This window comes from Streptomyces sp. NPDC000878 (assembly GCF_053599695.1).
This window is the reverse complement of sequence record NZ_JBSFMT010000005.1, coordinates 140,267-164,984: the sequence shown is the minus strand read 5'-3', so window position 1 is coordinate 164,984 and position 24,718 is coordinate 140,267. Positions and strand designations below refer to the sequence as shown.

Genomic DNA, 24,718 nt, shown 5'->3' with positions numbered 1-24,718 from the left:
GGCTCGCGGGTCATGCCGTCCATGGGAGCCAGACGTCGAGGTGGAAGTCGGTGTGCGTGGTGCGGTGGTGCAGTCGCCCGCCGGCGAGGTCGACCCGTTCCCGCATGCCGATCAGCCCCTGACCGGAGCCCGGCACGGGGTCCAGTACGGAATCCTTGGTGGCGGGTGGCAGAGGGTTGGTCACCTGGATGCTCAGCCCGTCCCGGGGCCCGCCCGTGAGGGTGAGGGACGCCGGGGTGCCGGGGGCGTGCTTACGGTGGTTGGTGAGCGCTTCCTGCAACAGCCGGTAGGCGGTACGCGCGGTGACCGGCGACATCGTGGCAGGGTCGTCGAGCAGCCGGCGCACGCTGAGGTCCGCGCCCGCGGCACGGGACTCCTCGATCAGCAGGGTCACGGCCAGCCGCGTCGGAGTCGGCAGGGGCGGTTCGGTGTGCTCGCTCACGACCGGGGCGCGCAGCACCTTCAGTACGTCCTGGAGGTCCTCCAGGGCCTGCGTGGCGCTGTCCCTGATCACCCCCACGGCCTGGGCGACCTGTTCCGGTGGAGCGCCCGGGTGGTACTCCAGTGCCCCCGCGTGCATGGACAGCAGCGAGAGACGGTGCGCGAGTACGTCGTGCATCTCCCGGGCGATCTCCTCGCGGGCGTGCTGCTGTGCCCGCTGGGCGCGCATCGCCGCCTCCGTCTCCGCGCGCACCGCCCGTTCCCGCAGTCCGGCGACGGCCAGCCCCCAGCCCACGGCGCCCGCCACGAGGGTGACCGCCGACACCGTGGTCGCCAGGGCGAGCGGGTCGGCGGGCGGGGCGACCAGGAGGTGCACCGGCACCGGTACTAGCGCGGCCCCGGTGATCGACCAGGTCGTACGGGCCGGACACGTCGTGGCGACGGTGAACAGGGCGATCAGCACCGGCACGGCCAGAGGCCAGCAGGTGCTGAGGACGATCAGGGCCACCGCGACCCCGGCGGGGTGACGCCGGCGCAGAAAGAGCGCGGCGCAGGCGAGCAGGGGTACGACGCCGCCGAGGGAGGCGAACGCCCAGCTCATGGGCAGCACCCCGCCGACGAAGCTCTCCGGGGCGCTGCCGGCGAGCTGCGGATAGACGGACAGCCCTGTACGTCGTGCCCTGGCCACGATCAGGGTCAGGGCGGCAGCCGCCGCGACCACGGCCAGGTCCGCGAGCACGGGATGGCCACGCCAGGCCTTTCGCACATCGATCACGCAAGAGACCGTACCCACGGGCCGCGCCACACGGAAGCCGACGGCTGATTTCCTATACCAAGGTATAGGCGCCACGGATGCACCCCATTCTTTGGTACAGGTGCGACTGCCGCCTTTTTCCCGATTACCAGGACCCCGCCAATTTCTACGGTTGGCGGCATGGAAATCAAGAAACTGAACCTGTCGACAGTGTTGTGCGGTATCGCGGGTCTGGTGCTGCTGGCGCTCGGCGGGGTGCCGTTGCTCGACCGGGCATGGGCGCATCTGGCGATCCTCGGCGGCGCGATACCCGGCGCGCGTGACCTGCTCGCAGTGTGTGTCGGGGGCGTCCTCTCGGCCGTCGCGGTGGTCGCCCACCGGCGTGATGCGAGGTGAAAAGGACCAGATCACCCCTCGCCTCCCCCTTCTTTCCTCTCCCCCTCCTCCTCGGTCTGTTCCTGACCGCCGGCTGCGCCACGCTCCACGACGTGACGGCTCCGCGCGACGCCCGGGAGGCGGCCCGTGCGGCCCCGGGGGCGGAGAACGCCGACACCGGCCCCGACTGCGAGGTGGCGAAATGCGTCGCCCTCACCTTCGACGGCGGACCGAGCGCCCCCACCCCGAAACTCCTCGACATCCTCAAGGAAAAGAAGGTGCACGCGACTTTCTTCCTCCAGGGGAAAGGGCACACGGACACCTATCCCCGCACGGTTCTGCGCATGGCGAAGGAGGGGCATGAAATAGGGAACCACACGTGGTCCCACAAGGTGCTCACGGAACTGAGCGCGAAGGAGATGGAGGCCGAGCTGAAACCCGTACAGGACGACGTACGGCGTATCACCGGCCGCGCCCCCGTCCTGATGCGCCCGCCACAGGGCCGCACCGACGACGACGTCTCCGCCGTCATGAAGAGACTGGGCCTGGCACAGATCCTCTGGAGCGTCACGGCCAAGGACTACGAGACGACGGACACCGCACTGATCACCCGCCGGGTACTGGAACAGACGCACCGCGACGGCATCATCCTGCTCCACGACCGCTACAAGGGGACGATCCCCGCCGTCCCGGGCATCATCGACGCCCTCCACCGACGCGGCTACACAATCGTGACGGTCTCCCAACTCGTGGCACCGGCCGTACCGGAACCGGGGGGTGTGTACCGGCCCTGACCATGGCCGGCCAAGGGTCAGTGGGCGGGGAGCCCCGCCGCCGAGGCGAGCCACTGCGTGGCTGTCAGCGCGGCCACGGCCAGCGTCGTGACCCGCGCCAGGTGCCGGTTCGTCCGCGCTGCGCGCGGCGGTGTCCTCGTCATGTCCGGCGACCTGTCATGTCCGACTCCCTCGCTGCTCGTGTCACCCCGTGCACCCTCGTGGGGCCCGACAGCCCAATCTGCTGCCCCGGAGGCCAACGCCGCTTCGGCCGAACGGTCGGAACTCATGTACGAGAACCGCCTCTGTACTGGCCGAACGGTGGAGGAGGGTGTTCCGCGGACGATCACCCACTGACCTCTCGTCAGAAACACGTCGGATGTTTTTCCAACCCGGTGTCACCCCCGTCCGTCTCTAGGCGCGAAGTCCTTCGATTCCGATCGATTCCGAAGTGTCAGGAGTTCAGGTGGAGTTACGCGCAAGACCAAGGCGTGCGGTCGTGGCGGCGGGGGTCGCTTCCACGGCCCTTCTGCTGGCCGGTGTGCCGGGTGCGGAAGCCCAGGACGCCGGTGGCGCCACTACGGTCAGGACGGTCGACGCGGCCGAGGCGACCGGTGTCGGTGAGGCGGCCGGTACGGCCAAGGCCGTGAAGACGGTGACGCTGGTCACCGGTGACCAGGTCATGGTGGACGGTGCCGGAAAGGTCACCGGGCTGGTGCGGGCGGAGGGCCGGGAGCGGGTGCCGTTCTCCGTCCGGGTGGTCGACGGACACACCCGGGTCGTGCCCGGCGATGCCGAACTGCTGCTGGCGCAGGGCAGGTTGGACGCCCGCCTGTTCGACGTGACCCAGCTGCTCGCCGACGGCTACGACGACGCGGGCCGCGCCGACGTACCGCTGATCGTCACGTTCAAGGGCAAGAAGGCGCCCTCGATGTCCCCGTTCACGGGGGCCGGGGCGAAGATCGGCCGGGCGCTTCCGGTGGTCAACGGCAAGGCGATGCGCCCGGTGAAGAAGCGCGCCGCCGAGTTCTGGAACGCCGTCACCGGTGACAAGACGGAGGGAACGGCGGAGTTCACCGCCTCCACCGCCGTCGAGAAGCTGTGGCTGGACGGGCGGCGCAAGGCCAGCCTCGACAAGAGCGTGCCGCAGATCGGCGCGCCGACCGCCTGGGCCGCCGGGTACGACGGCACCGGCACCAAGGTCGCCGTGCTGGACACCGGCGTCGACACCACCCACGCCGACCTCGCGAGCCAGGTGATCGCCGAGCAGGACTTCACCGCGTCCCCCTCCGGCCCCGCCGACAAGTTCGGCCACGGTACGCATGTGGCGTCCACCGTGGCCGGCACGGGAGCCGAGGCCGGGGGCAAGTACAAGGGCGTCGCCCCCGGTGCGAAGCTCCTGAACGGCAAGATTCTGGACGACACCGGCTTCGGCTCGGACTCCGGGATCATCGCGGGCATGGAGTGGGCGGTGGCCCAGGGGGCCGATGTCGTCAACCTCAGCCTCGGCGGCACGGACATGCCCGGCATCGACCCGATGGAGGAGGCGGTCAACCGGCTCTCCGCCGAGAGCGACACGCTGTTCGTCGTCGCGGCCGGCAACGAGGGCGAGTTCGGCGAGAGCACCGTCGGCTCACCTGGCAGTGCGGACGCCGCGCTCACCGTGGGCGCGGTCGACAAGGAGGACGGGCTCGCCGGCTTCTCCAGCCGTGGCCCGCGCGTCGGTGACGGCGGGGTCAAGCCCGACCTGACCGCACCCGGCGTCGCCATCACGGCCGCCGCGGCCACCGGGAGTGTCCTGGCGGAGTACTACCCCTCCGACATACCCGGCTACCTCACCCTCGACGGCACCTCCATGGCGACCCCGCATGTCGCGGGCGCCGCGGCGATCCTCGCCCAGCAGCATCCCGACTGGTCCGGCGAGCGTCTCAAGGCGGTCCTCACCGGCTCCGCCAAGCCGGGCGCGTACACCTCCTACCAGCAGGGCACCGGACGTACGGACCTGGTGCGGGCGCTGGAGCAGAGCGTCGTCACCGAGCAGCAGCCGCTCGACTTCGGTCTCCAGCAGTGGCCGCACGGCGACGACGCTCCGGCGACCAAGCAGGTGACGTACCGCAACCTCGGTACGGAACCGGTCACCCTGGACCTGTCCGTCGACGCACGCTCGGTGGACGGCAAGCCCGCCGCCGAGGGCATGTTCGAGGTCTCGCCGAAGCAGCTCACCGTCCCGGCGGGCGGCGAGGCGACCGCCTCCGTCACCGCCGACACCCGCGCGGGCAGCACCGACGGCTCCTTCGGCGGCTCGGTGCAGGCCACCTCCGCCGACGGCAAGGTCCAGGTGCGGACCGCTGTCGGGGTGGAGCGCGAGGTCGAGTCGTACGACCTGACGATCAAGCACCTCGACGAGAACGGCGAGCCGATCGGCGACGCCGCCACCCAGATCAGCGCCATCCACAGCGACTACTACGCCGACCTCGCCGACGAGCAGGACGGCGAGCTGACCGTACGGGTGCCCAAGGGCGTCTACACGCTGAGCGGGGTGATCCACCCCTCCTACGAATCCGCCGAGCACGCCATCCTGGTGCAGCCGATGATGAACCTGGACAAGGACACCACCGTCACCATCGACGCGCGGCAGGCGCGGCCGGTGAAGGTCACCGTGCCCGACGCGGCGGCCAAGAACAGCGAGGCCTCGGTCCTCTTCAGCTACGACCGGGGCGGTGACCTGGGCGCTGCCACCATGGAGTACATCCTGCCGACCTTCGAGGGCACCACGTTCGGCCAGCTCGGACCCGAGCCGGCCGCCGACGGCACGTTCGCCGTGTACGCCGGTGACTGGACCCGCAAGGACGACGAGGGTCGGCCCGTCACCTACCACCTGGGGTGGAACCGCGCCGGCAAGCTGGACGGCTTCGCCACCACCGTCGAGCAGAACCAGCTCGCCAAGGTCGACCTCCAGGCGGGCGTCCCCGTCGAGGGCAGGGGATTCCAGATCGAGGTGTCGCCGCACACCCCCGACGGCGACCTGATCTTCGGCGCCGACGACATCCGGGGCGACCTGCCGGTGCGCACCACCGACTACGTCCTCGACAACGAGGTCAAGTGGTCCTTCCGTATGTGGCAGATGTTCGGCGAGGACCGCGAGAGGCGCTCCGAGACCTTCCTGATGCGGATGCCGCGAACCTGGGAGGCCGGACGGAGCTACACCGAGCGGTTCAACGTCGGCGTCTTCGGCCCGGTCCTGCCCGCCGAGGGCGACCTCGGACCGGAGCGGGGATTCCCCGGCATCGTGCGGTACGGGAACACCATCAGGGCCTTCCTGCCGCAGTTCGGCGACGGCTCGGGCCACTGGGGCCTCAGCGACTACACCTCGGTGTCCAGCTCGCTCCAGGCGGACGGCAAGGAGATCCCCGACGACTACGGCTACTCGCCTATCGACCTCACCGAGTACACGGTTCCGGCCGAGGACAGCGCGTACCGGCTGACCGTGGACGCCTCACGTGATCCGGCGGTGTACCCGGTCAGCACCCGCGTCCGGACGGAGTGGACCTTCCGCTCCGCCACCACGCCCGAGGACGAGAACACCAGGCTGCCGCTGTCGGTGGTCCGCTTCTCGCCCGACCTGAGCCTGGCCAGCACGGCGAAGGCGGGCCGGCGGTTCGCGGTGCCCTTCACCGTCGAGGGTGCGGCGGCCGGTCAGCGGCCCGCGAAGCTCGCCTTCGAGGTCTCGTACGACGACGGCGCCACCTGGAAGCACGCCAAGGCCGTCGGTACGCACCTGGCGCTGACCCACCCGGCTGCGGCGGGCTCCGTGTCGCTGCGCGCCAAGCTGACCGACCGGGCCGGCAACACACTGGTCCAGACGATCGAGCGGGCCTACACCACGACCCGGTAACACTCCGGAACACTCCGGGCTCTGCACAGCCGGTCTCGCCGGGGCGCTGTCAACACCGCCCCGGCGAGACTGTTCGTGCGGCCGGTCGTAACAACTGACGCACATTGCAGGGGAGTTGACGGATTCACCGTTGTCACGAACGGGGATGGCACCTACAGTGCGGCCACGGAATCCGGGGATCGATGGCGGGGAGCCCCACGTGTTCTTGTCTGGACGGAGTGTGCCCGCGGCGCGGTCGCCCGTACGCGGAGGACGCATCGCGCTGCTGTGCCTGCTCGTTCTCGTGGGCAGCCCGTGGGCGCAGCCCCATGTGCGGGACTTCTACCGGACGCACTACGGGAACGAGCCTCTGCAATGGCTGACCGAGGGGGCGTTCGTCCCGGGATGGGGCTCCTCCACCGAACGGTACGTCTCGGCGTGGGACCGCTACCTCTACGAGCCGAACGTCAGCGATTCCGCGTTGGTCGTGGAGAACCTCTGCGTCGTGCTGCTGCTCGCGGCGCTCGCCTTCGCGATGCCGCGGTTGTCGGCCCGCGGGACGTCGGGCTGGATCGGGTGCGTCGCCGTGGGGGTGCTGATCTCGGAACTCGTGGCCCTGCTGAGGTGGGGCCTGATCGGTGTCTTCGCCCACGAAGACCTGCAGCTGATCACCATGTGGAGCGAACTGCCGGACGCGTCCCTCGCCTTCGGCCTGTCGGTCGGTGTGCTCATCGCCCTCCTGACCGCCGGGCTGCCGGGCGCACAGACCACCGGGTCCACAGGCGTACGGCTCACCAGGACCGCCGGCGCCGGGAAGGCGCTGTTCCGTCAGCGAAAGGGGGAGGCTGGCATGACTGCTCCGCAGGTGCACATGCCGGTCGGTCGCGTGCCGGGTGACGTCACCCGGTATCTCTGCGCCGCGGCCTACGTGGACGAACGGTTCGCCGACCGGGTGGTGGAGGGCGTGGTGGCCGACGAGGCCAGTGCTCCGGCGCCCTCGCCCGAGGTCGATCTGGTGGCGGTGGCCCGGCACTGCCTGGCGGCGAAGGAGATCCACTTCCGGCGGGACCTGCGGCTGGCGGCGGCGTTCGGGGCCGTGGCACTGCTCGCGCCGCTGTGGCTGTTGGTCTCGGCGTCGGCCCTGTCGGTCGTCGCGGGAGCGGCCCGCGGGCGGCCCAGCCTGGCCACCCGCGGCAGGCACCAGCCCGACAGCAGGGCTCTGACCGGTACGGTGATCACGGCCGGGATCGTGGTGCTGTGCGCCTTCGCCCTCGGAGTCGCCGTCGCGGTGATGCCCGTGTCCGGCCTGGCGGCCTGGCTGCTCGGTGCCTACCTCGGCGGGGTGCCGGCCGTGCTCACGTCCGTCGGCGCGGTGCTCTTCGCATACGTGACGGTCGTACGGCACGAACTCGACACCGATCTGCTGCTGCGTACCACCATGACCCGCGAGACGTTCGCCCGGCAGCCCCTGCCCGCCGTACCCCCGCGGAAGTGGATCGCGCGCCGGCTGGCGGCCCTCAAGGAGGCGCGGGACGGGAACGTCACCCTCTACAGCGGGTTCACGCCGTTCGTCGGGTATGCCGGGACCCACTCCAACTGGTCGGTCGCCGTGCCACTCCTGCCCGCCGACGACCCGGTCGACCCGGGTGCGCGCCCCGGTGAGCCCGAGGTGTTCACCGTCGTCGAACTCGTCGGCCACGTACGCGAACAGCTCCGCACGGTCGCCGCGCGCGGCGACTCCGACGGCATCGCGGACGCCGGTCCGGAGGCCCTCGGCTCCCTCACCATCGAGGACCGGGTCTTCGCGAGCGGCACGAGCGTCGGTGACGACGACCGGTTCACGAATCCCACCGGCCTGGTCCCGGCCGCACGGCTGTCGCCCGAGGCGGTCGAGGAGATCATGCTGAGTCCGACCGGCACCGTCCGCCACTGTCTGGCGGTCCATGTGCCGCTGTGGGGCGGGGACGTGGTGCCGAGTGTGTTCCTGCACTTCTCGACCGCGGGCAGGACGCTGCACCTGCACTGCGACAACCATGTGCTCGGCCCGGTGGACGCCGCCTACCACGTCGTGGACCGGCTGCGGGACCCGCTCACCCCCGAGCGACGGCGCGGGCTGCTGACGGACGCGCTCGCCCGCACCGGCCCGGCGTTCTTCGGCGCGCCCCTCCGCGCGCTGGCCCATGCCCGCTTCGAGGCCCGGCGCACCCGGCGGACGACCGACGAGACGACCGCCATGGATCAGGACCCGGCCTTCGACCACGGCGCCCGGCTGAGCATCCGGGAGATGGCCCTGAGCCCCCGCTATCACAACTACTTCCAGGTCGTGGACGCCGGACGGATCACGGCCGCGGTCGAACGTCACACGCTCGCCGCGATCCGCGAGTTCCTCGACACGCGCGGCTACGACATCACCGACTTCCGCAGCCAGCAGCAGACCATCCTCAACCAGGGCCTCATCCAGCAGGGCGGCGTGAGCGTCATCGGCAACCAGGCGATCGGTTCCGGTGCCAGCGCCACGCAGAACATCGCCCAGAAGCCCGGCCCGGCCGCCGGGGTCCCCCAGAAGTGAGGCAGGAGTCCCCGTCATGAGCACCCCGTCATGAGCAACAGCGACGACGGCCGCCACGATCCGCCCGTCCCTCCCGTCAACAACGGCCTCGTGATCCAGGGCGGCACCCATTACGTCGGCAACCAGGCGATCGGCCACCGGGCCCAGGCGTTCTCCGGCTCGGTCGGCTTCCAGCCGCAGGACCCGGCACAGGCCGCCGCCCGTACGGCCGAACTCCTCGTGTACGTCGAGCAGTTGCTGTCCGAGCACCGCGCGGCGCTGGCCGACCCCGAGGCGACCACCCGGGAACTGCGGCGCCTGCGTGAGGAACTCGACGAGGAGGAGCCGCAGCCGCCGGTGCTGCGCCGCGCCCTGGACCGGCTGACCGAGTTCGTCCAGCCGGTGACCCCGCTGGTCGTCGCGGTCGGCGAACTCGCCCAGACCGTACGGGGAACCCTCGGCGCCTGACGCCAACCACCGCCCGGACAGCGGCGGTTGGCGTCCACGGTCAAAAGCTGGGCTCCGTCCGCCCGTACGGCCTCAGAAGATGCCCTGGCCCGGGACCAGGACCCCTCGCGGGTCGTACCTGCGCTTCGCCGCCCTCAACTGCGGCCAGGCCGCGCCGAAGTGGGTGCGCCAGTCCGCGCGGGTGAAGGGGACGCTGCCGACCGGGTACTGGGTGCCGCCCGCCGCCGCGACGGCCTCGTAGGCGGCGCGGTTGGCGGCCAGGAGGCGGTCGACGGTGGCGGTGTCGGTCGGCGGGGTGGCTCGCAGGATCGCGAAGAGGTGGGTCAACTCGTCGTCGGTGACGGGCAGGAGCGGGGTGGAGAGGCGGTCGCCCGGGATCGGGTAGGTGAGGACGAGACCGGCGCCCACGTCGGCCGGGGTGAGGTCGGCCAGCTCCGCCGCGATGAGCGAGGCGGCGGACTCCCCGGGGAGCAGCAGGTTGAGCCACGGGTGGGCGTACGCCCAGATGCCGGCCTCCTTCAGGGCGGCGACGACGGGGGCCAGCCGGTCGATGAAGTCGTAGTAGGCGAGGTCGGAGGCCTGGACGCCGGCCTGGTCGTGGCGCAGGCCGCGCAGCAGGACCGTGTCGTCGGGCGCGGGGCCGACCGGCGGGCCGTAGGCCACTGCCTCCAGGGTGTGGACCAGGAAGTTCCCGTCGGCGTCCGCCGAGATCTGCCCCTCGACGTAGTCGAAGCGGCCGTCCCGCACGAGGGTGCGCTGGTCGTCGAGGAAGGTCTCCAGGTCGTCGTACGGCAGCAGGTAGTGCCGTACGGTCTCCGGCGCGGGCACCAGCCGGAGGGTGGCGCCGACGACGACGGCGACCTGGCCGAGGCCGGCGAGCACGGCGTGGAACAGGTCGGGGCGCCGGGTCGGTGAGCAGCGTACGAACTCGCCGGCCCCGGTGACGACCTGGAGTTCGGTGACGTTGTCGGTCTGGGCGCCGTACCGCTGGCTCTGTCCGCCGAGGCCGCCCACGGAGAGGGTGCCGCCGACGGAGAGTTCGACGTAGTCGGTGAAGACGGGCGGGGTGAGGCCGTGGACGAGCGTCGCCTTCGTCACCTCGCTCCATCTCGCGCCGGCGCCGACGGTGACGGTGGTGGCGCCTGGCGACAGGGCGCCGATGGTGGCCAGGGTCGCCGTCTCGATGACCAGGCCGTCCTGGACCTGGCCCCCGCCGTTGGTGGCGTGTCCCTGGCCGCGCGGCGCGACCTCCAGACGGTGCTCGTTGCAGAAGCGGACCATGGCGACGACGTCGTGGACCGACCCGGGGCGCAGGACGGCGCGGGGGCGGCGGTGCACGATGTGGCCGTAGTCGTCGGCGGCGGCCGTGAGCGAGGGCTCGTCCATGACTAGGGTCCCGTCCAGCGGGGGGAGCCGGGCGAGGTCCGGGTCGGTGGGGGAGCCGGTTGTGGCCCAGCTCCGGGTGCCCGTGGCGAAACCGGTCACCACCGCGCCGGTGACTGTGAATCCGCGCAGAACGCTACGCCGTGACGGTGTGTGAGACATGTGGATCAGTGTAGGAGAGTTCATCCGTTTGGCCACGGCATGCCGCCCCGCACAGTGTCGACTCAGGGCGGGCACAGCCCGCTCCCAGCTGACTGTTACCGGCCAAAGTGTCGACAGTTAACGGGAGTTGATGGACCATCAGCACTGCGCAAAGACGCGCGACGTCATCACCTCAGGAGCAGTCATGGACGCGACCTCCCCCGGTATCGACAGAAGAACCCTTCTCGGCCTCCTCCCTCTCACGGGCGCGGCAGCCCTCCTACGGCCTCCCCGTGCCACCGCCGCCACGACGGCCACCCTCACGGTCGCGGGCCAGGAGCTGGCCGGGATCGCCGCCGCCCCGGCCTTCGTCTTCGCCACCGACCTCGCCGGAACGGCCGGCTCGGGCGAGGCCTCGCCCATCGACGCCGCCTACTGGCTCGGCGTCCACGAGGTCGCCAACGCCCAGTACCTGGAGTTCGTCACCGACACCGGCCAGGCCGCGCCCCCTTACTGGGACGGCGGCATGTACCCCGCAGGCAAGGCCGACCACCCCGTACTGACGGTCTCCCTCGACTCCGCCACCGCCTACTGCGCATGGCTCAACGCCCAGGCGGACACGGACGGTTGGACCTTCCGGCTGCCCAGCGAGGCCGAGTGGGAGTACGCCGCCTCCGGCCCCGAAGCCCTGAACTACCCCTGGGGCGACACGGCCGGCACCACCTACGCGGACCTGGTGCTGACCAGCACCTACAACTACATGGCGGTCTGCGCGGCCTATGAACTCGCCGAGCACGGCGACGAGTTGGCCACCTACACGGCCACCGGTTCCGACCTGTACGGGCAGAGCTTCCCGATCTCCGAGATCCTCTCGGTCGGCAGCACCGGAACCGTGGCCGGCTGGAACGTCACCGCGAGCCGCACCGGCTTCGTCTACACCGACGTCTACGACGCCCTCACCGCCACCGGCGGCTACACCACCCCCGTCACCGCCTACCCCGGCGGGGCGAGCGCCGACGGCGTCCTGGACCTGTGCGGCAACTGCTGGGAGTGGACGACCTCCGTCATCACCGCCACCCACGGCGGCGAGACGGGCCAGCGGGTCAACGCCATCAGGGGCGGCTCCTGGTACGCCAACCTCAACAGCTGCACCGCCGTCTACCGGGGCGAGGGCCGCGACCCGTCGGGCCGCTACCCGACCGTCGGCTTCCGCGTCGCCGCCACCGAGGCCGGATGACCGTCAGAGTGTGACGCCGAAGGTGGCGGCGCGGGGTACGAACGTCGTGCCGCCGTCCTTGGCCGTCGCGAGCGCCGAGACGTACCAGGTGCCCTGGGCCAGCTCGGCCGCCTCCGCCTTGGTGACGCGCAGGGTGTAGGTGCAGCGGGACGTGTCGTCAGTGGTCGTCCTGCAGACCGCGCTGTCCACGTTCCGCAGCTCCGCCTCGGTCGGGTCGAGCTTCGAACTCGCGGGCCAGGCAATGACCTTGAGGCCCTTGACGCCCGAGTCGTCGCTCACGTCCGTGGTGAAGGTGAGCGAGCCCGCCTTGCTTCCGGTCGGAGCGACGAAGCGGGCCGAGCCGTTCTCCAGGGTCGGCTCGGTGGGCGCGGAGGCCGAGGCCATGGCGAGCCCGCCGGCGGCTATTCCGCCGATGACGGCGACGCCGATGAGCGAGGAAAGGACAATGCGCTTCGACGAGTGGGAAGTTTTCGACATGGGAGATCCCCCTGAATTCGACGGCTGGGCCGCTGTGGTCGGTTGATGTGAACGAATCTATGGCCGGGCACACCACGCGGTCTTCGAGCGGACGGACGATCAGCGCGTGCAACCGGAGATAGAGAGACCGGCAAAGGGATCCCCCTCCAGCCGGAGCCGGGCCGCTCACCTGCGGACCTAGCCTGGGCGAGCCATGAAACGAATCGACACCACCGACGACCGGCTCCTCCCGGTCCTGCTGCTCTGCGCCCAGGCCGTGGTCTGGCCCGGCGCGGCGCTCGTACGGGGGACGGCCCCGTCCGCTTCCGCCCTCCTCGTCGCGGCCCTGGTCGCCGGCCCGGTCACGGCCGCGCTCGCCCTGCGCCGCACCCGCCCGGTGGTCACCCTTGCCCTGGTCACCGTCGCCTGTGGGCTGGGCGCCGGGGCGCTGCCCACCGGCGCGACGGCGGTGTTCGGCACCGCCGGTGTCGCGCTCGCCCTGTTCACCGTGGCGACCGAACGCGACACGTTCACCACCGTGTTGTGCGTACTGTCGCTCGCCCTGTGGCAGCTCCTCCAGGACATCACCCTGCACGGCCTCAGCGACCGCGACGGCCTCGACCTCGCCCTGACCGCCCTCCTGTACGCGGCGGCTTGCGGCGCCGGCTTCTTCGTACGGCGGACCAGGCGCGCCCGCCAGACCGCCGAACTCCTCCTGAAACGCGCCGAGTCCGAGCGCCACCGGCTCCCGGCGGCCGAACGGCGCCGGATGGAACGGGAGTTGCACGACGTCAGCGCCCACCATCTGACCGCCGTGGTCGTCACGGCGGGCGCCGCCCTCGGACTGCGCGAACGGCGCCCCGAACTCGCCGCCGAGGCACTGGAGTTCGCGGTCGGCACCGGCCGCGAGGTCACCCGGGCCCTCGGCGCGGTACGGGCCCCGGCGCCCTCCCGCGAGGACCTGCCGTCGCCGGAGGAACGGCTCCTCGACCTGGTCGCCGGTTTCCGGCGCCTCGACCAGGAGGTCGACTGCGAGATCGACCCCCTGCCGGACGGCGCCGTCGCGGACGCGGCGTACGGCATCGTGCGCGAGGGCCTGACCAACGTGGCCCGGCACGCGCCGGGCGCGCACACCAGGGTCCTCGTACGGTACGGCGACACGCGTACCGATGTCGCGGTCACCAGCGCGGCCCCGCCCGCCGGTGCGGCGGCGCACGGCGCGGGCCTCGGGGGAGGGCGCGGCCAGGGGTTCCTGCGCTCCCGGGCCCGGGAGGCGGGCGGCACCCTGCACAGCGGCCCCACGGCGGAGGGCGGCTGGGAGGTGAGCGCGGTGCTGCCCGGCCGTACCGCCGCCCCCGTGGAACGGGCGGTGCCGCGCGGCTACCGGGTGGCCCAGGTGGTCGCCGCCGCCGGTCTCGTCCTGCAGCCACTGCTTCCCGCGGTGATCTGGCGGGCGGAGACCGCGTCCGGCGGTGGGCAGGTGTCGGCGGGGATGCTCTTCGCGTTGCTGGCGGCGGCCCAGGCGGTCGCGCTGCTGTGGCTGCGCCGCGCGCCCCGCACCACCCAGGGCGCGCTGCTCGGCCTCGCCCTGCTCTGGCCGGTGGCGATGGCGGTGGGGGACTACACGGGCCCGGTCCTCCTGCCACCCGCGCTGAGCATGCTCGCGACCTGCGTCGCGCTGGCGGCGGACGCGGCCCGCAGGACGGCCGACGGTTCCGCCGCGGCTTCCTCGCCGTCCGAGGACCGGGTGCTCCCGGCGTCGGCGGTCGCGGGCCATGGCGTCGGGGCTGCCGTGGCTGTGCTGGTCCGGGGTGCGACGCGTCCGTTCCGGGGGGTGGGCGCCGCCCGCAACTCCGCTGCCGCCCGTGTCTTCCCGCCCTGGGGTCGGGTGTTCCCGGTACTGGCCGTCGTGGTGCACGGCGTCGCCGTCGCCGCCGCCCTCCTGGACCGGGGCACCACGTTCCCGTTCTGGGCGGTGGTCCTCGGCGCCGAGGCCGGCGCGATCCTCGTGGTCGCCGCCGCGACCTGGGCCGGCACCCTGCGCGGCCGGCGCGACCGGGCCGACCGGGGCACGCACGACGAACGGCTCGCCGCCTGGACCGAGGAAGCCGTCCGGGACGCGTGGGCCGAACGGCGCCGCATCGCCGCCGGGTTGGAGACGACCGTACTTTCGCGCACCGCCGACATGGTCGCCGAGGCGGAGGCGGGCCGCCTCGACGCGACCGCCGAACGCGCCCGCGAGGCCCTGGCCGCGATGCGCGCCCTCCTCGACACGGTCCGGCAGCCGGACGAGGGGAGCGGCGAGGGCGGGGTGGTGGGCCCCGAACTGCGCCCGCAGCCCACCCTCCAGGCCCTCGACCTGCTCGCCCACCAGTGCCGCGCCACCGGCCGCGACGTCGAGATCCGCCTCACCGACCGCGTACCGGACCACCTGCCCACCGCCGTCGACCTGGCCGCCTACCACGCCGCCGAGACACTCCTCGCGGCCGGCGGCGAGGAACCGGCGCTACTCGAACTCGACGCGTCCGCCGGTACGTTGACCCTCACGGCCACCGGCGTCCCACGCGCCGCCGGTCCCGCCGTACGAGAGCGTCTTGCGGCCCGCGTCGAGGCACTCGGCGGCACCCTGACCGCCGACGGTCCGGGTACGGTCCACCTCCGGCTGCCACTCACGCCGGCCGATGAGCAGATCGATGAACAGGTCGATGGGCAGAGGGAGTTGGGGGAGCGATGAGCCTCAAGGTGCTGGTCGTCGACGACCAGGGGATCGTCCGGGCGGGGTTCGCCGCCGTGATCGACGCCGAGGAGGATCTGACGGTCGTCGGTGAGGCGGCCGACGGAGCGACAGCGGTGCGGCTCGCCGAGGAGCTGGCTCCCGACGTGATCGTGATGGACGTACGCATGCCCGTACTGGACGGCATCGCCGCCACCCGGATCATCACGGGCCGGGAGAACGCGCCCCGCGTCCTCGTCCTGACCACCTTCGACCTCGACGCGTACGTCTTCGACGCGCTGCGCGCCGGTGCCTCCGGGTTCCTGCTCAAGGACGTGCGCCCGGCCGAACTGCTGGACGGCATACGGGTGGTGGCGACCGGCGAGAGCGTGCTCGCCCCGTCCGCGACCCGCCGCCTCATCGGCCATTACGCCTCCCGGCCGAACGCCGGGAACCGGACCGACAGCGGCCCCCGCGAGCTGGACAGCCTGACCGACAGCCAGCGGGGCGTCCTCGCCCTGATCGCGTCCGGACTCAACAACGCGGAGATCGCCGAGGAACTCGGCATCACCGTCGGCACCGTGAAGTCCCATGTCAACGCGCTGCTGCGGAAGTTGGGCCTGCGCGACCGCGTCCAGGCGACGATCCTCGCGTACGACCTCGGGCTGGCCCGCCCGAACCCGCCCGGCGCAGCCCACCTCTGATCACGACGGCCATCGACATGGCCATCGGCACGACCACCGACACGACCACCGAAACGACCCAGGAGTTCTTGTGACCGGTACCGGTACCGATTCCGGCCGTAGTCTTCCCCGCGGTTTTCCCCGCCGGGTGCGGCACGCGCTCAGTGACCCCGCCGCCCTCGTCTACCTCGGCATCTGCGCCGTCCTGCTCGTGTGGGCGGTCGTGGTGACGATCAACGACAGCACGGACGAGTCCATGGCGCTCGTCATCCCGATGCTCGCCACCGCCCCGGCCAGCTTCGTGCTGTTCTTCCTGCCGGAAGGCGCCGTGATGGTCGTCCTCGCCGTGGGCGTCGGGGCGCTGGTCAACGCCACGGTCATCGGCTGGTGCGCCCGCGTACTGCGCCGCGGCCCGGGAAAGCCGGACCGCGGCGAGTAGGCGCTGTCGGGTACTTGGGGACTCGGCGAGTCAGCTGCCGCTGATGGTGATGGTGAAGTCCGTGATCTGGACCACGGACGGGAACGTACCGATGAGCGTCGGCGCGCCGGTGAGGATGTCGACGCTGTAGAAGGACGCCCTGCCGTTGTACGGCGTGAGGGTGGCGAAGGCGGAGTTGGCGGTCGTCTTGCCGTTGGTGGTGGTGCTGAAGATGTCGTAGCCGGCTTCGAGGTTCGCGTCGAAGCCGAGCAGTCCGGTCGCGACGAGGTTGCCGGCGTTCGGGGGCGACTGGATGACGATCTGGTCGTTGTAGGTGTCCACGTCGGTGAGCGTGGTGCCGGTGGAGCCGACCAGGTCGTTGTTCGTGTACGCGGCGCCGGTCACACCGATGGCCGCCGTGGTCAACGGCGGGAGGTTCAGGACCGAGTCGGTGACCGTCGTGCCGTCGTTCAGGTTGTGCCGCAGGTTCTGGCCGTTGTTGCTGATCACCCGCAGCCGGTCGGCCGCCGGGTTGAAGTCGATGTCGAAGGACGTGCCGTAGAGCGCGACCTGGAGCTGGGAGACCTTGGTGACGACCACGTTGCTGCCACTGCCGGGCGGCGGGGTGGTGATCGTGTAGATGCCGCCCTTCTCGCCGAGGCCGTACATGAGACCGTTCTGCACCCGGTGGTCGATCCCGACCAGCTTGGTGTCGCCGCTGAGTCCGGTGACATCCCGGACCCAGTTGAGGACCCCCGGGACGTCGGTGTAGAAGCTGGCCATGGTCAGGCCGTCAGCGGTGATCCCGAACGCCTGCAGCGTGGGGGTGGCGGTGACGGCGGCGGTGCTGGAGCCGGGCGAGGTCACCATGAGAGTGGTGGCCGCGGACACGATGGCGACCGCGGTCGCGATTCTCTTTCTCGTTCCGGATTTCATGGATTTCAGCATTGTTACCCTCCCGTTTGAACACAGGTCAGTGGGTGGCCCGAGCCCCGCGAATTCGAAGTGGTCCCTTTTCCGAAACGGTCCCCCTGGGCGTCGGGCACGGTTCTCATTAAGCCGAGGCCACAGCCCCCTCACAAGGGAGTCGAGCCGCAAGAACGCCCCGATACGGGAACTTTGCGCACTGTGACAAATACGCCGCCCGCACACCCTTCACCGTTTCACCCGGATTGATAAATGCCCGTCCGGTTTTCGTCTGTCGACCCCTCACCCTGGGTGACATGCTCACGCCTATGGGGAGCCTCTTCGCCGAACTGGCCCGGCGGGCGTCGACCAACGCCCGCCGCGAGGTCGAGACGTACGTACGCGAGATACCGGAACTCGGGTCCCTGGACATGAGTTCCCGGGCCAGGGCCGAGACCATGGAGTACTCGGTCTGGTTCCGCCGCCGCACGGTCGAACTGGCCCCGGGCAACGGCATGTTGACCGACGACGACCTCGGCTACATCGCGTCGATGGGCGAGGTGCGGGCCGGCACGGGGATGTCGCTGGACTCCCGGCAACGCGTCCTGCGCGTCCACACCGAGCTGATGCTGCGCGAGATCAACGAGGCGACGGAGGCCCAGCGCGGCGGCGACCTCGACGAACTCATGCGCATCATGGGCTGGTTCGCCCCCCAGGGCGAGCGCGGCATCGGCGCCTACCGCCGGGGCTTCGTGACGGTCATGCGCCGCCGTATGCCGTACGTCGAACAAGTCGCCCTGCTGGCCCAGGCGTTGCTGTCCGAGAACGGGGCGGCCCAGGAGCTGGCCCAGGTCGCCGACATGGAACTGGCCGAGTCCTACACGGTGTTGGTGATCCGGGTACCGGACCGCTCGCCCGGCGACCGCGAGCTGGACAACGATATCGAGGCGCTGGTGAAGACGTACCAGGTACCGATGACGTGGTACCCGGAGCACGACGGAGACGCCACCGGCGGCACCACCGGCAGAGGCAGGGGCGGCGAACTGGTCGCCCTGGTCCCGGATCCCGCCCCCGACGCGCTGCCGGACCTCGCACCGGACCCGGCGCCGGACCCGGCACGACGCCTCGCACCGGACCTCTTACCGGATGTCGTCCCCGACCTCTTACGGGACTTCGCCGACGCCCTCGGCCGCCCCTGCGCCGCCGGCACCGCCACCGCACCGCTGACCGGCCTCGCCGAGGCGTTCGACCGGGCCCGCCGGATCAGCAGGGCGGCCCCGCTGCGGCGGGCGTCGACACGACTGAGACCGCACACTCTCGCGGACGTCTTCGTCGAACTCGCCGTCACCGAGGTGCCGTTCGTAGACGACTGGCTCCGTACGACGGCCCGGCGCCTGGAATCCGGCCCGGACCTGTTCGTCACCCTCGACGCGTACTACCGCCACGACATGAACCGCGGTCCCGCTGCGGCGGCCCTCAACATCCACCCCCGCACCCTCGACTACCGCCTGCGCCGGGTCCGCGAACTCACCGACACCGACCCCGGCTCGACCCACGGCGTACGGCTCTTCAGTGCCGTCGTCGCCCGGGACCTGTCGGGGGCGTGGCGCTGACCCGCAGTGCAGGAACGGGGGCGGTTGTCGGCGACGCAGTGAGCGTGGCCCTGGCGGCCGATTACGACACCGACGCGATCCCCCACCCTCGACCGGCGCGGGCGAGGCTGTGCGGAGGGCGGGCATGACCGACGCGCCGTACGGACCGCGGTGGTGTGGCCCACGCCGGGGAAGCTGGGCCGAAGGCCGGGGAAGCTGGGCCGCCCGGCAACACCCACGCCGACCGGAACGACGTACTCCCGCACCGGCGCCGTGACGGGAACGCTGTCCTCACGGCGACCGCTGTCCTCACGGCGACCGCTGTCCTCACCGCGAACGCTGTCCTCGCGGCGACCGGCGGCGAAGACGAACAGCCGCAGCACCAGGAAGCGGCCGATCCCGGCCAGGCCCGAGGCGGCAAGGTAGACGATCTGCTCGGTCAGCGCCGAGGGTGACGACTGGACCAGGTGCAGCAGAAGCATCGCCGCGCAGGTCACCACGTACGCAGCCGCCGCCGAACCCGCCGACTGCCAGTGCTCGCGCCGCCCGGCGCGGCGGCCCGCCCCGAAGGTGAAGCGGGCGTGCAGCTCGGTGCAGAGGACGGTGGAGGCGACGGTGATGACCGCGTTCGCCAGTCCCCAGGGCATCGACACGGCCAGCAGCGTCACGGCGAAGCTGGAGAGGACCCCGACCCCGCCGCCGCACACCACGAACCGGACGAAGGAGGCGAACGGGCCGGGAGCGGCGGCCGGTGCCGCCGGGGTCCGGGGCGCGTTGTCCATGGCCGTCTCCATCCGGTTCGTGCGTACGGTCGCGATGCCGTCACTTAGCTTGCTTGACTTACTCAAGTATATGGAACTACTTGAGTTACGCAAGTAGTAGGGGGGTGGTGGCGCCCGATGTTGCGGGGATCACGTGAGGAGGCCGCCGCCCGCGGGTGCGGACGGCGGCCTCCTTGAGGGGGTGGTGCCTGTGCGGACGTATGCCCGCGCCTGTTGCCTAGGCCTTGATCGCGGCCGTCTCCGGAGTCCCGGCAGGGCTGTCGGCCGCGACCTCCTGTGCCGGGTCACGGCGACGCGGGATGAAGGAGGCGAGGAAGAAGGCGAGCAGGGCGGCTCCGGCGCCGATGGCCATGATGACCTTGAAGGCGTTCTCCGCGGGCAGTGCGGTGCCGCCGAAGTCGGTGGTCATCTGGGCGAGGATCACGCCGGCGAGGGCGCTGGCGAAGGAGGTGCCCAGCGACCGCATCAGGGTGTTGAGGCTGTTGGCGGCACCCGTCTGGGAGGGGTCCACGGCACCCATGATCAGGGCGGGCAGTGCGCCGTAGGTGAAGCCGATGCCGGCGCCGATGACGCAGGACACCAGGACCAGGTGCCAGACCTCGGACATCAGGACGAGGTTCAGGCCGTAGCCGCCGGCCACGATCAGCGCACCGATCATCAGGGTGACCTTCGGCCCCTTGGCCTTGGTGACCTTCGCGGACACCGCGGACATGACCATCATCACCAGGCCCTGCGGGGCCAGGACCAGGCCGACGGTCAGCATGGACTTGCCCAGGCCGTAGCCGGTCTGCTCGGGCAGCTGGAGCAGCTGCGGCAGGACCAGGGACATCGCGAACATCGAGAAGCCGAGTGCGATCGAGGCGAGGTTGGTGAACAGCACCTGCGGGCGGACGGTCGTACGCAGGTCCACCAGCGGCTGCGGGCTGCGCAGCTCCCACCAGCCCCAGGCCAGCAGGATCAGGACGGAAGCGGTGCCCAGGCCGAGCGTGGTGCCGCTGGTCCAGCCCCAGTCGCCGCCCTTGGAGACGGCCAGCAGCAGGGACATGAGACCGGCCGAGAGGCCGAGCGAACCGACCAGATCGAACCGGCCGCCGGTGCGCACCTTCGACTCCGGCACGATCAGCAGGACGAGGACGAGGGCGACCACGCCCAGGGCGGCGGAGACCCAGAAGAGGATGTGCCAGTCATAGCGGTCGGCGATGAAGGCGGCGGTGGGCAGACCCAGGGCGCCGCCGACGCCGAGGGAGGCGCTCATCAGTGCGGTGGAGCCGGCCAGGCGGTCGGCGGGCAGTGCGTCACGCATGATGCTGATGCCGAGGGGGACGACCGCGGCCGACAGCCCCTGAAGGGCCCGTCCGATGATCATCGGGGTGAGGGAGTCGGCCATCGCGCAGACCAGCGAACCGGACACCAGCAGCACGATGCTGACCAGCAGCATCCGGCGCTTGCCGAACATGTCGCCGAGCCTGCCCACCACCGGGGTGGCCACGGAGGCCGCCAGCAGGGTGGCGGTGACCGCCCAGGCGGTGTCGGACGCCGGGGCGTCCAGGAGCTTCGGCAGCTCGGGCACGATCGGGATGACCAGGGTCTGCATCAGCGAGACGACGATCCCGGCCAGGGCCAGCACCGCCACCACGGCGTTCGGCCGCGGCGGGGCGGATGTCCCCGCTCCGGCGGGACGGGTAAGGGCGTCGGACATGGCTTCGGGCCTCCGTTGCGAAGAATCAAATTGCTTGACTTACGCAAGCATAAGAAGGGTTAGTTGACTTACGCAAGTTAAATCGTGGGGGTGATGCGTGGGTTAGATCACAGTGAGCCGTGCTCGGCCTCATCGGTCTGGTCGGCCTGACTGTTCTGACTGGTCTGATCGGACCGGTCGGCCCCCTCCGTCTGGATCGGCAGCTCGGCCACCACTCCGAAGCCGCCCTCGCGGCGACGCTCCGCACGGAACTGCCCGCCGACGGAGTGGGCCCGTTCCCGCATCCCGATGAGGCCGTAACCGCCGCTCGGGCAGGGGGAGTCGGGTGCCGGCGGAGTGGCGCGCTGCCGCCCCGGCCCGTCGTCGGTGACGGCGAGGACGACCGACGCCGCGCAGTAGGTGAGCCGCACCTCGGCCGAACGGGCGGCGGCATGCTTGGTGACGTTGGTCAGCGCCTCCTGCGCTATCCGGTACGCCGTGACGTCCGCGCCGGCCGACAGGGGCTGCGGCTCCCCTTCGATGGTGACGGCGACCTTGAGCCCCGCGTGTTCGAAGGAGGCGGCGAGTTCCGACAGCCGGGCGAGCCCGGGAGTGGGTTCCGTGGGCAGGTCCGGCTGGTCCCTGTCGTCGGAGTGCCTCAACAGGCCCACGGTGGCCTTGAGTTCACGCAGGGCCGAGGCGGTGGTGCCGGTCAGGTCGGCGACGATCCGCGCCGCCTCGACGGGCCGGTCGGGCAGCCGGCCGGCCACGGCACCGGCCTGGAGGTTGGCCAGGACCAGATGGTGGGCGACGACGTCGTGCAGATCACGGGCGATCCGCATCCGCTCCTCGGCGACCCGGCGCAGCGCCTCCTCCTCCCGGGTGCGTTCCGCGTGCTCGGCACGGGCCTGGACCGCCTCCAGGTAGGCACCGCGCAGCCGGGTCGCGGTGCCGAGCGAGGTGGGGAGCAGCAGCCAGGCGGCGGGACCGCCCAGCTTGAGGATCAGGGGTTCACCGGCGGGGCCGACGAAGAGCCCCGTACCGACCAGCAGGACGATTCCGCCGAGGGTGAAGAGGTTGGCGGTCCGCCGGTCGGTGCGCAGGGCCAGTGAGTGGAGCGCGACCATGAGCGGCCCGAGCAGCAGGACCGAGAGCACGTGGCCGATCCCGGCCATCGCCGTGGCGCAGAGGGCGGTCACCACCACGGTGGCGCGGGGCCGGCAGCGATACCACAGCAGCGCCACGCAGGAGGCGCCGGTCAGCAGCGCGCCCGGCCCCCAGGGCAGTTCCGGACCGCCGGGGAGCGTGAAGACACTGCCGGGAAGGGCACAGGCGAAGACCGCGGCGGCGACAGCCGCGTCCACGCGGCCGGGGCGGCCGTCGGGGGCGGAATGCCCTGCGGGGCTGGGATTGGGGTTGGGGTTGGGATTCGGGCTGGGGCGGCTGCGCAGCTGCCGCTGCAGGCTGCTGATCATGGGAGAGCGGTTCCTGTCCGGTGGCGGGCGGGCTGGCAGCGGTGAGGGGGGCGATCGGCCTCGGGTGCGCCGGAGGGCGTCGTCGTAGGTGCCGTAGGTGCCGTGGGTGTCACCGGACCGGATGCCGGTTGGGGGTGTTTCCGGTGTCCGGTCCGGTGACTGCGCCGTTCCCCGTCCCCACGGGTTCGGCGCGGCGGGACCTCCTCCACGTTGAGGCGGCCCCAGTTCAGGGATCTTTATTGCTTGACTCAGGCAAGCACAATTGACTTACTTAAGTCAAGCAACCTTTTTACTTGTCGGGCCGTGTGCGGCCCTCGGGGGGCCGGGGAGCCGTCGGCTTCGCGAGATCAACGATTCCGTGAACGGGCCGACATCACGAGGGAGTGCCCTCCCCGGCGGCGGGTGTAGCTGACTCCGGCCGCCGGTGTAGCTGACTCCACCGTCAGCCGGGAATGTCGGGCTCGTACGGGTGGCGCTCCCAAGCGGAGGAACCGTTCGGATAGACGTACGACGGCCGGCCCGCATTGCCGCTCGTGCGGAAGGGGTTGCCGTTGTCGTCGAGGCGCAGGATTCCGTGCTGTGCGCCGCTGGACCACTCCAGCTCCAGGTACCAGCCCACGTTGTACGCCCGCGCGTCCGCGAAGACGTAGAAGACCTCGGGATCCGACTCGCTCACCTTGTACGGGAAGCCGCGCTGACCCGACCTGGGCGCGACCAGGGGCCGCCCGTCGTCGAGGTTCACGTCGAAGGCCTTCGTGTCCACGCCGCCGCCACAGCCGTCGTGCATCTGGTAGTCGTTCCAGGCGAGCGGCTCGCTCTTGTCCACGACCCGCACATGCAGGTCCTCCAGGACGACCGTGGCCTTGCCGGTGCCCTGGAGGGTCAGCGCGACCATCTGCTGCCCGCCGGTGACCGCGCCGAGCGCGGTGTTCCAGCCGCGCGCGTCCGGCTCGTTCGGCGGCGGAGGCACCTGGTCGGGCTCCCGGTCGATCAGGATGTGCGGGCCGCACGGGTCTGCCCACTTGTACGGATTGACGGTGACGATCGGCGCGGTCGCCCCGTCCTCGACACCGTCGTCCTGCCCGGCCGCCCCGGCGTCGGCGTCGGCGCCGGTGCTCGTCGAGGCGGAGGCGGTGGGGGAGGACGACGCGGTGCGACTGCCGCTGGGCGAGGCGGACGGAGAGGCCGACCCGCTCTTCGCGGCGGTCGGTTCGGAGGTGACGGAACCGCTGTCCGTGGCCCCGGGGGCCGCGACCCCCACGGACCGCTTCCCGCTCCGGTCGTCGTCTCCGTCGCCGGGTACGAGATTCACCACGAGCGTGGCGGCGACGACAGCCGCGACCACGGCGGCCCCGGCGAGGACGACGGTACGCCGACGCCGGGCCGGGGGAGCCTCCGCGGCCCCGGTCACGGCCCCGGGTGCCTCGGGCGCCCCGGTGGCCGACTCCGCCACCGGCGCCTGCGGTTCCTCTTCAGCGGATACGTCAGCGGATACGGCGGATACGGCGGCTGCGGCAGCCTCCGCGGCCATGGCACCCACGGGTTCCGCCACCGCAGCCGCGGCGCCCGCCTTCTGCTGCCCCCGCATGGCATCCGCGAGGATCCACCGCCGGTGCAGCTCCACCAGTTCCTCGGGCGTCGCCCTGCACAGCCGGGCGAACCGCTCCACGGGTGCGTAGTCCGTCGGTACGGCGTCCCCGTTGACGTACCGGTGAAGTGTGGACGCGCTCATGTGCAGCCGCTTCCCGAGCACTCCGTAACTGAGCCCGGACCGCTCCTTCAACCGGCCCAGCAGCTCCGGGAAGTCTTCCCCCGTCACCATTCCTGCCTCTTCCCGTGTCCCGGACCGCCGTTCCAGGCGGGTGTTGTTCCCCCAGGTCAGAGGGGGTTTTGGCGTTCCAGCGTCCCGGATGCTCCGGCGTTTGTGGCGGCTGGGACGGATCACCGGACAAGCTCTGGCCATCCAAGCACGCCGCTTCCGGCACCCGGTCAAGTGGCCTGCGTACACACCCTTCTTGTAG

Annotated in this window: 18 protein-coding genes and 1 pseudogene; 10 read left to right on the top strand and 9 right to left on the bottom strand. The window is 71.4% G+C overall.

Annotated features, from left to right (window positions below; translation table 11 throughout):
- Window positions 1-10: 10 nt before the first annotated feature.
- Entirely contained in the window at window positions 11-1,216 is a 1,206-nt protein-coding gene (locus ACWDR4_RS07275) for a sensor histidine kinase (protein WP_450404969.1), read from the bottom strand.
- 159 nt (window positions 1,217-1,375) lie between these two features.
- Here ACWDR4_RS07275 and ACWDR4_RS07270 point away from each other — a divergent pair, with 159 nt between their 5' ends.
- Entirely contained in the window at window positions 1,376-1,591 is a 216-nt protein-coding gene (locus ACWDR4_RS07270; RefSeq protein ID WP_450404967.1) for a hypothetical protein, read from the top strand.
- A gap of 56 nt (window positions 1,592-1,647) precedes the next feature.
- Complete coding sequence (locus ACWDR4_RS07265; RefSeq protein WP_450405177.1) at window positions 1,648-2,364, top strand: polysaccharide deacetylase family protein; 717 nt, start codon at window positions 1,648-1,650, stop codon at window positions 2,362-2,364.
- Between the two features lie 17 nt (window positions 2,365-2,381).
- Here ACWDR4_RS07265 and ACWDR4_RS07260 read toward each other — a convergent pair whose 3' ends face one another.
- A complete protein-coding gene (locus ACWDR4_RS07260; protein WP_450404966.1) occupies window positions 2,382-2,507 on the bottom strand; it encodes a hypothetical protein in 126 nt (41 codons plus the stop codon).
- Window positions 2,508-2,842: 335 nt separating this feature from the next.
- Here ACWDR4_RS07260 and ACWDR4_RS07255 point away from each other — a divergent pair, with 335 nt between their 5' ends.
- The 3 genes from ACWDR4_RS07255 to ACWDR4_RS07245 all read left to right on the top strand — a co-directional run bounded on the left by ACWDR4_RS07255 (window position 2,843) and on the right by ACWDR4_RS07245 (window position 9,233).
- Complete coding sequence (locus tag ACWDR4_RS07255; protein WP_450404964.1) at window positions 2,843-6,238, top strand: S8 family serine peptidase; 3,396 nt, start codon at window positions 2,843-2,845, stop codon at window positions 6,236-6,238.
- Between the two features lie 199 nt (window positions 6,239-6,437).
- Window positions 6,438-8,786 (top strand): hypothetical protein, encoded by a 2,349-nt coding sequence (locus tag ACWDR4_RS07250; protein ID WP_450404962.1) that lies wholly within the window; start codon window positions 6,438-6,440, stop codon window positions 8,784-8,786.
- A gap of 30 nt (window positions 8,787-8,816) precedes the next feature.
- Entirely contained in the window at window positions 8,817-9,233 is a 417-nt protein-coding gene (locus tag ACWDR4_RS07245; RefSeq protein ID WP_450404960.1) for a hypothetical protein, read from the top strand.
- 72 nt (window positions 9,234-9,305) lie between these two features.
- Here ACWDR4_RS07245 and ACWDR4_RS07240 read toward each other — a convergent pair whose 3' ends face one another.
- Window positions 9,306-10,778: an FAD-binding protein gene (locus ACWDR4_RS07240; RefSeq protein WP_450404958.1), complete on the bottom strand. Its 1,473-nt coding sequence runs from the start codon at window positions 10,776-10,778 to the stop codon at window positions 9,306-9,308.
- A gap of 184 nt (window positions 10,779-10,962) precedes the next feature.
- On the opposite strand from ACWDR4_RS07240, the gene ACWDR4_RS07235 reads away from it, so the two are divergent.
- Window positions 10,963-11,994 carry a formylglycine-generating enzyme family protein gene (locus tag ACWDR4_RS07235; RefSeq protein ID WP_450404956.1) on the top strand — a complete coding sequence of 344 codons (1,032 nt, stop codon included), beginning with the start codon at window positions 10,963-10,965 and terminating at the stop codon, window positions 11,992-11,994.
- A 3-nt stretch (window positions 11,995-11,997) separates the two neighbouring features.
- Here the strand turns inward: ACWDR4_RS07235 and ACWDR4_RS07230 are convergent, their stop codons facing one another.
- Entirely contained in the window at window positions 11,998-12,471 is a 474-nt protein-coding gene (locus ACWDR4_RS07230) for a DUF5707 domain-containing protein (RefSeq protein ID WP_450404954.1), read from the bottom strand.
- Between the two features lie 193 nt (window positions 12,472-12,664).
- Between ACWDR4_RS07230 and ACWDR4_RS07225 the strand changes: the two genes are divergently transcribed.
- From ACWDR4_RS07225 to ACWDR4_RS07215, 3 genes are all read left to right on the top strand, one after another.
- Window positions 12,665-15,184, top strand: a complete 2,520-nt coding sequence (locus ACWDR4_RS07225; protein WP_450404951.1) for a histidine kinase — start codon at window positions 12,665-12,667, stop codon at window positions 15,182-15,184.
- Window positions 15,181-15,867, top strand: a complete 687-nt coding sequence (locus tag ACWDR4_RS07220; RefSeq protein WP_450404949.1) for a response regulator — start codon at window positions 15,181-15,183, stop codon at window positions 15,865-15,867. Before ACWDR4_RS07225 ends, ACWDR4_RS07220 begins: the two co-directional genes overlap by 4 nt.
- A 70-nt stretch (window positions 15,868-15,937) precedes the next feature.
- Window positions 15,938-16,285, top strand: a complete 348-nt coding sequence (locus ACWDR4_RS07215) for an SCO4225 family membrane protein (protein ID WP_450404948.1) — start codon at window positions 15,938-15,940, stop codon at window positions 16,283-16,285.
- A gap of 30 nt (window positions 16,286-16,315) precedes the next feature.
- Here ACWDR4_RS07215 and ACWDR4_RS07210 read toward each other — a convergent pair whose 3' ends face one another.
- Entirely contained in the window at window positions 16,316-17,200 is an 885-nt protein-coding gene (locus ACWDR4_RS07210) for a DUF4394 domain-containing protein (protein WP_450404947.1), read from the bottom strand.
- A gap of 287 nt (window positions 17,201-17,487) precedes the next feature.
- Here ACWDR4_RS07210 and ACWDR4_RS07205 point away from each other — a divergent pair, with 287 nt between their 5' ends.
- Entirely contained in the window at window positions 17,488-18,783 is a 1,296-nt protein-coding gene (locus ACWDR4_RS07205; protein ID WP_450404944.1) for a PucR family transcriptional regulator, read from the top strand.
- Window positions 18,784-19,121: 338 nt separating this feature from the next.
- Here the strand turns inward: ACWDR4_RS07205 and ACWDR4_RS07200 are convergent.
- The 4 genes and pseudogenes from ACWDR4_RS07200 to ACWDR4_RS07185 form a co-directional block, all read right to left on the bottom strand.
- Window positions 19,122-19,556 (bottom strand): annotated as a pseudogene (locus tag ACWDR4_RS07200) (GtrA family protein); the annotation flags it as partial.
- A gap of 205 nt (window positions 19,557-19,761) precedes the next feature.
- On the bottom strand, window positions 19,762-21,243 hold the full coding sequence (locus ACWDR4_RS07195; protein ID WP_450404942.1) for an MFS transporter: 1,482 nt from the start codon (window positions 21,241-21,243) through the stop codon (window positions 19,762-19,764).
- A gap of 107 nt (window positions 21,244-21,350) precedes the next feature.
- Window positions 21,351-22,697, bottom strand: coding sequence for a sensor histidine kinase (locus tag ACWDR4_RS07190; protein ID WP_450404940.1), 1,347 nt, complete (start codon window positions 22,695-22,697; stop codon window positions 21,351-21,353).
- Window positions 22,698-23,139: 442 nt separating this feature from the next.
- Window positions 23,140-24,519, bottom strand: coding sequence for a helix-turn-helix domain-containing protein (locus ACWDR4_RS07185; RefSeq protein WP_450404938.1), 1,380 nt, complete (start codon window positions 24,517-24,519; stop codon window positions 23,140-23,142).
- Window positions 24,520-24,718 lie beyond the last annotated feature (199 nt).

What these genes read in the sequence shown, in the direction of transcription:
- ACWDR4_RS07270 (WP_450404967.1), top strand. Translation starts at nt 1,376, where the DNA reads ATGGAAATCAAGAAACTGAACCTGTCGACAGTGTTGTGCGGTATCGCG.
- ACWDR4_RS07260 (WP_450404966.1), bottom strand. Translation starts at nt 2,507, where the DNA reads ATGACGAGGACACCGCCGCGCGCAGCGCGGACGAACCGGCACCTGGCG.
- ACWDR4_RS07245 (WP_450404960.1), top strand. Translation starts at nt 8,817, where the DNA reads ATGAGCAACAGCGACGACGGCCGCCACGATCCGCCCGTCCCTCCCGTC.
- ACWDR4_RS07240 (WP_450404958.1), bottom strand. Translation starts at nt 10,778, where the DNA reads ATGTCTCACACACCGTCACGGCGTAGCGTTCTGCGCGGATTCACAGTC.
- ACWDR4_RS07235 (WP_450404956.1), top strand. Translation starts at nt 10,963, where the DNA reads ATGGACGCGACCTCCCCCGGTATCGACAGAAGAACCCTTCTCGGCCTC.
- ACWDR4_RS07230 (WP_450404954.1), bottom strand. Translation starts at nt 12,471, where the DNA reads ATGTCGAAAACTTCCCACTCGTCGAAGCGCATTGTCCTTTCCTCGCTC.
- ACWDR4_RS07225 (WP_450404951.1), top strand. Translation starts at nt 12,665, where the DNA reads ATGAAACGAATCGACACCACCGACGACCGGCTCCTCCCGGTCCTGCTG.
- ACWDR4_RS07220 (WP_450404949.1), top strand. Translation starts at nt 15,181, where the DNA reads ATGAGCCTCAAGGTGCTGGTCGTCGACGACCAGGGGATCGTCCGGGCG.
- ACWDR4_RS07210 (WP_450404947.1), bottom strand. Translation starts at nt 17,200, where the DNA reads ATGAAATCCGGAACGAGAAAGAGAATCGCGACCGCGGTCGCCATCGTG.
- ACWDR4_RS07205 (WP_450404944.1), top strand. Translation starts at nt 17,488, where the DNA reads ATGCTCACGCCTATGGGGAGCCTCTTCGCCGAACTGGCCCGGCGGGCG.
- ACWDR4_RS07195 (WP_450404942.1), bottom strand. Translation starts at nt 21,243, where the DNA reads ATGTCCGACGCCCTTACCCGTCCCGCCGGAGCGGGGACATCCGCCCCG.
- ACWDR4_RS07190 (WP_450404940.1), bottom strand. Translation starts at nt 22,697, where the DNA reads ATGATCAGCAGCCTGCAGCGGCAGCTGCGCAGCCGCCCCAGCCCGAAT.
- ACWDR4_RS07185 (WP_450404938.1), bottom strand. Translation starts at nt 24,519, where the DNA reads ATGGTGACGGGGGAAGACTTCCCGGAGCTGCTGGGCCGGTTGAAGGAG.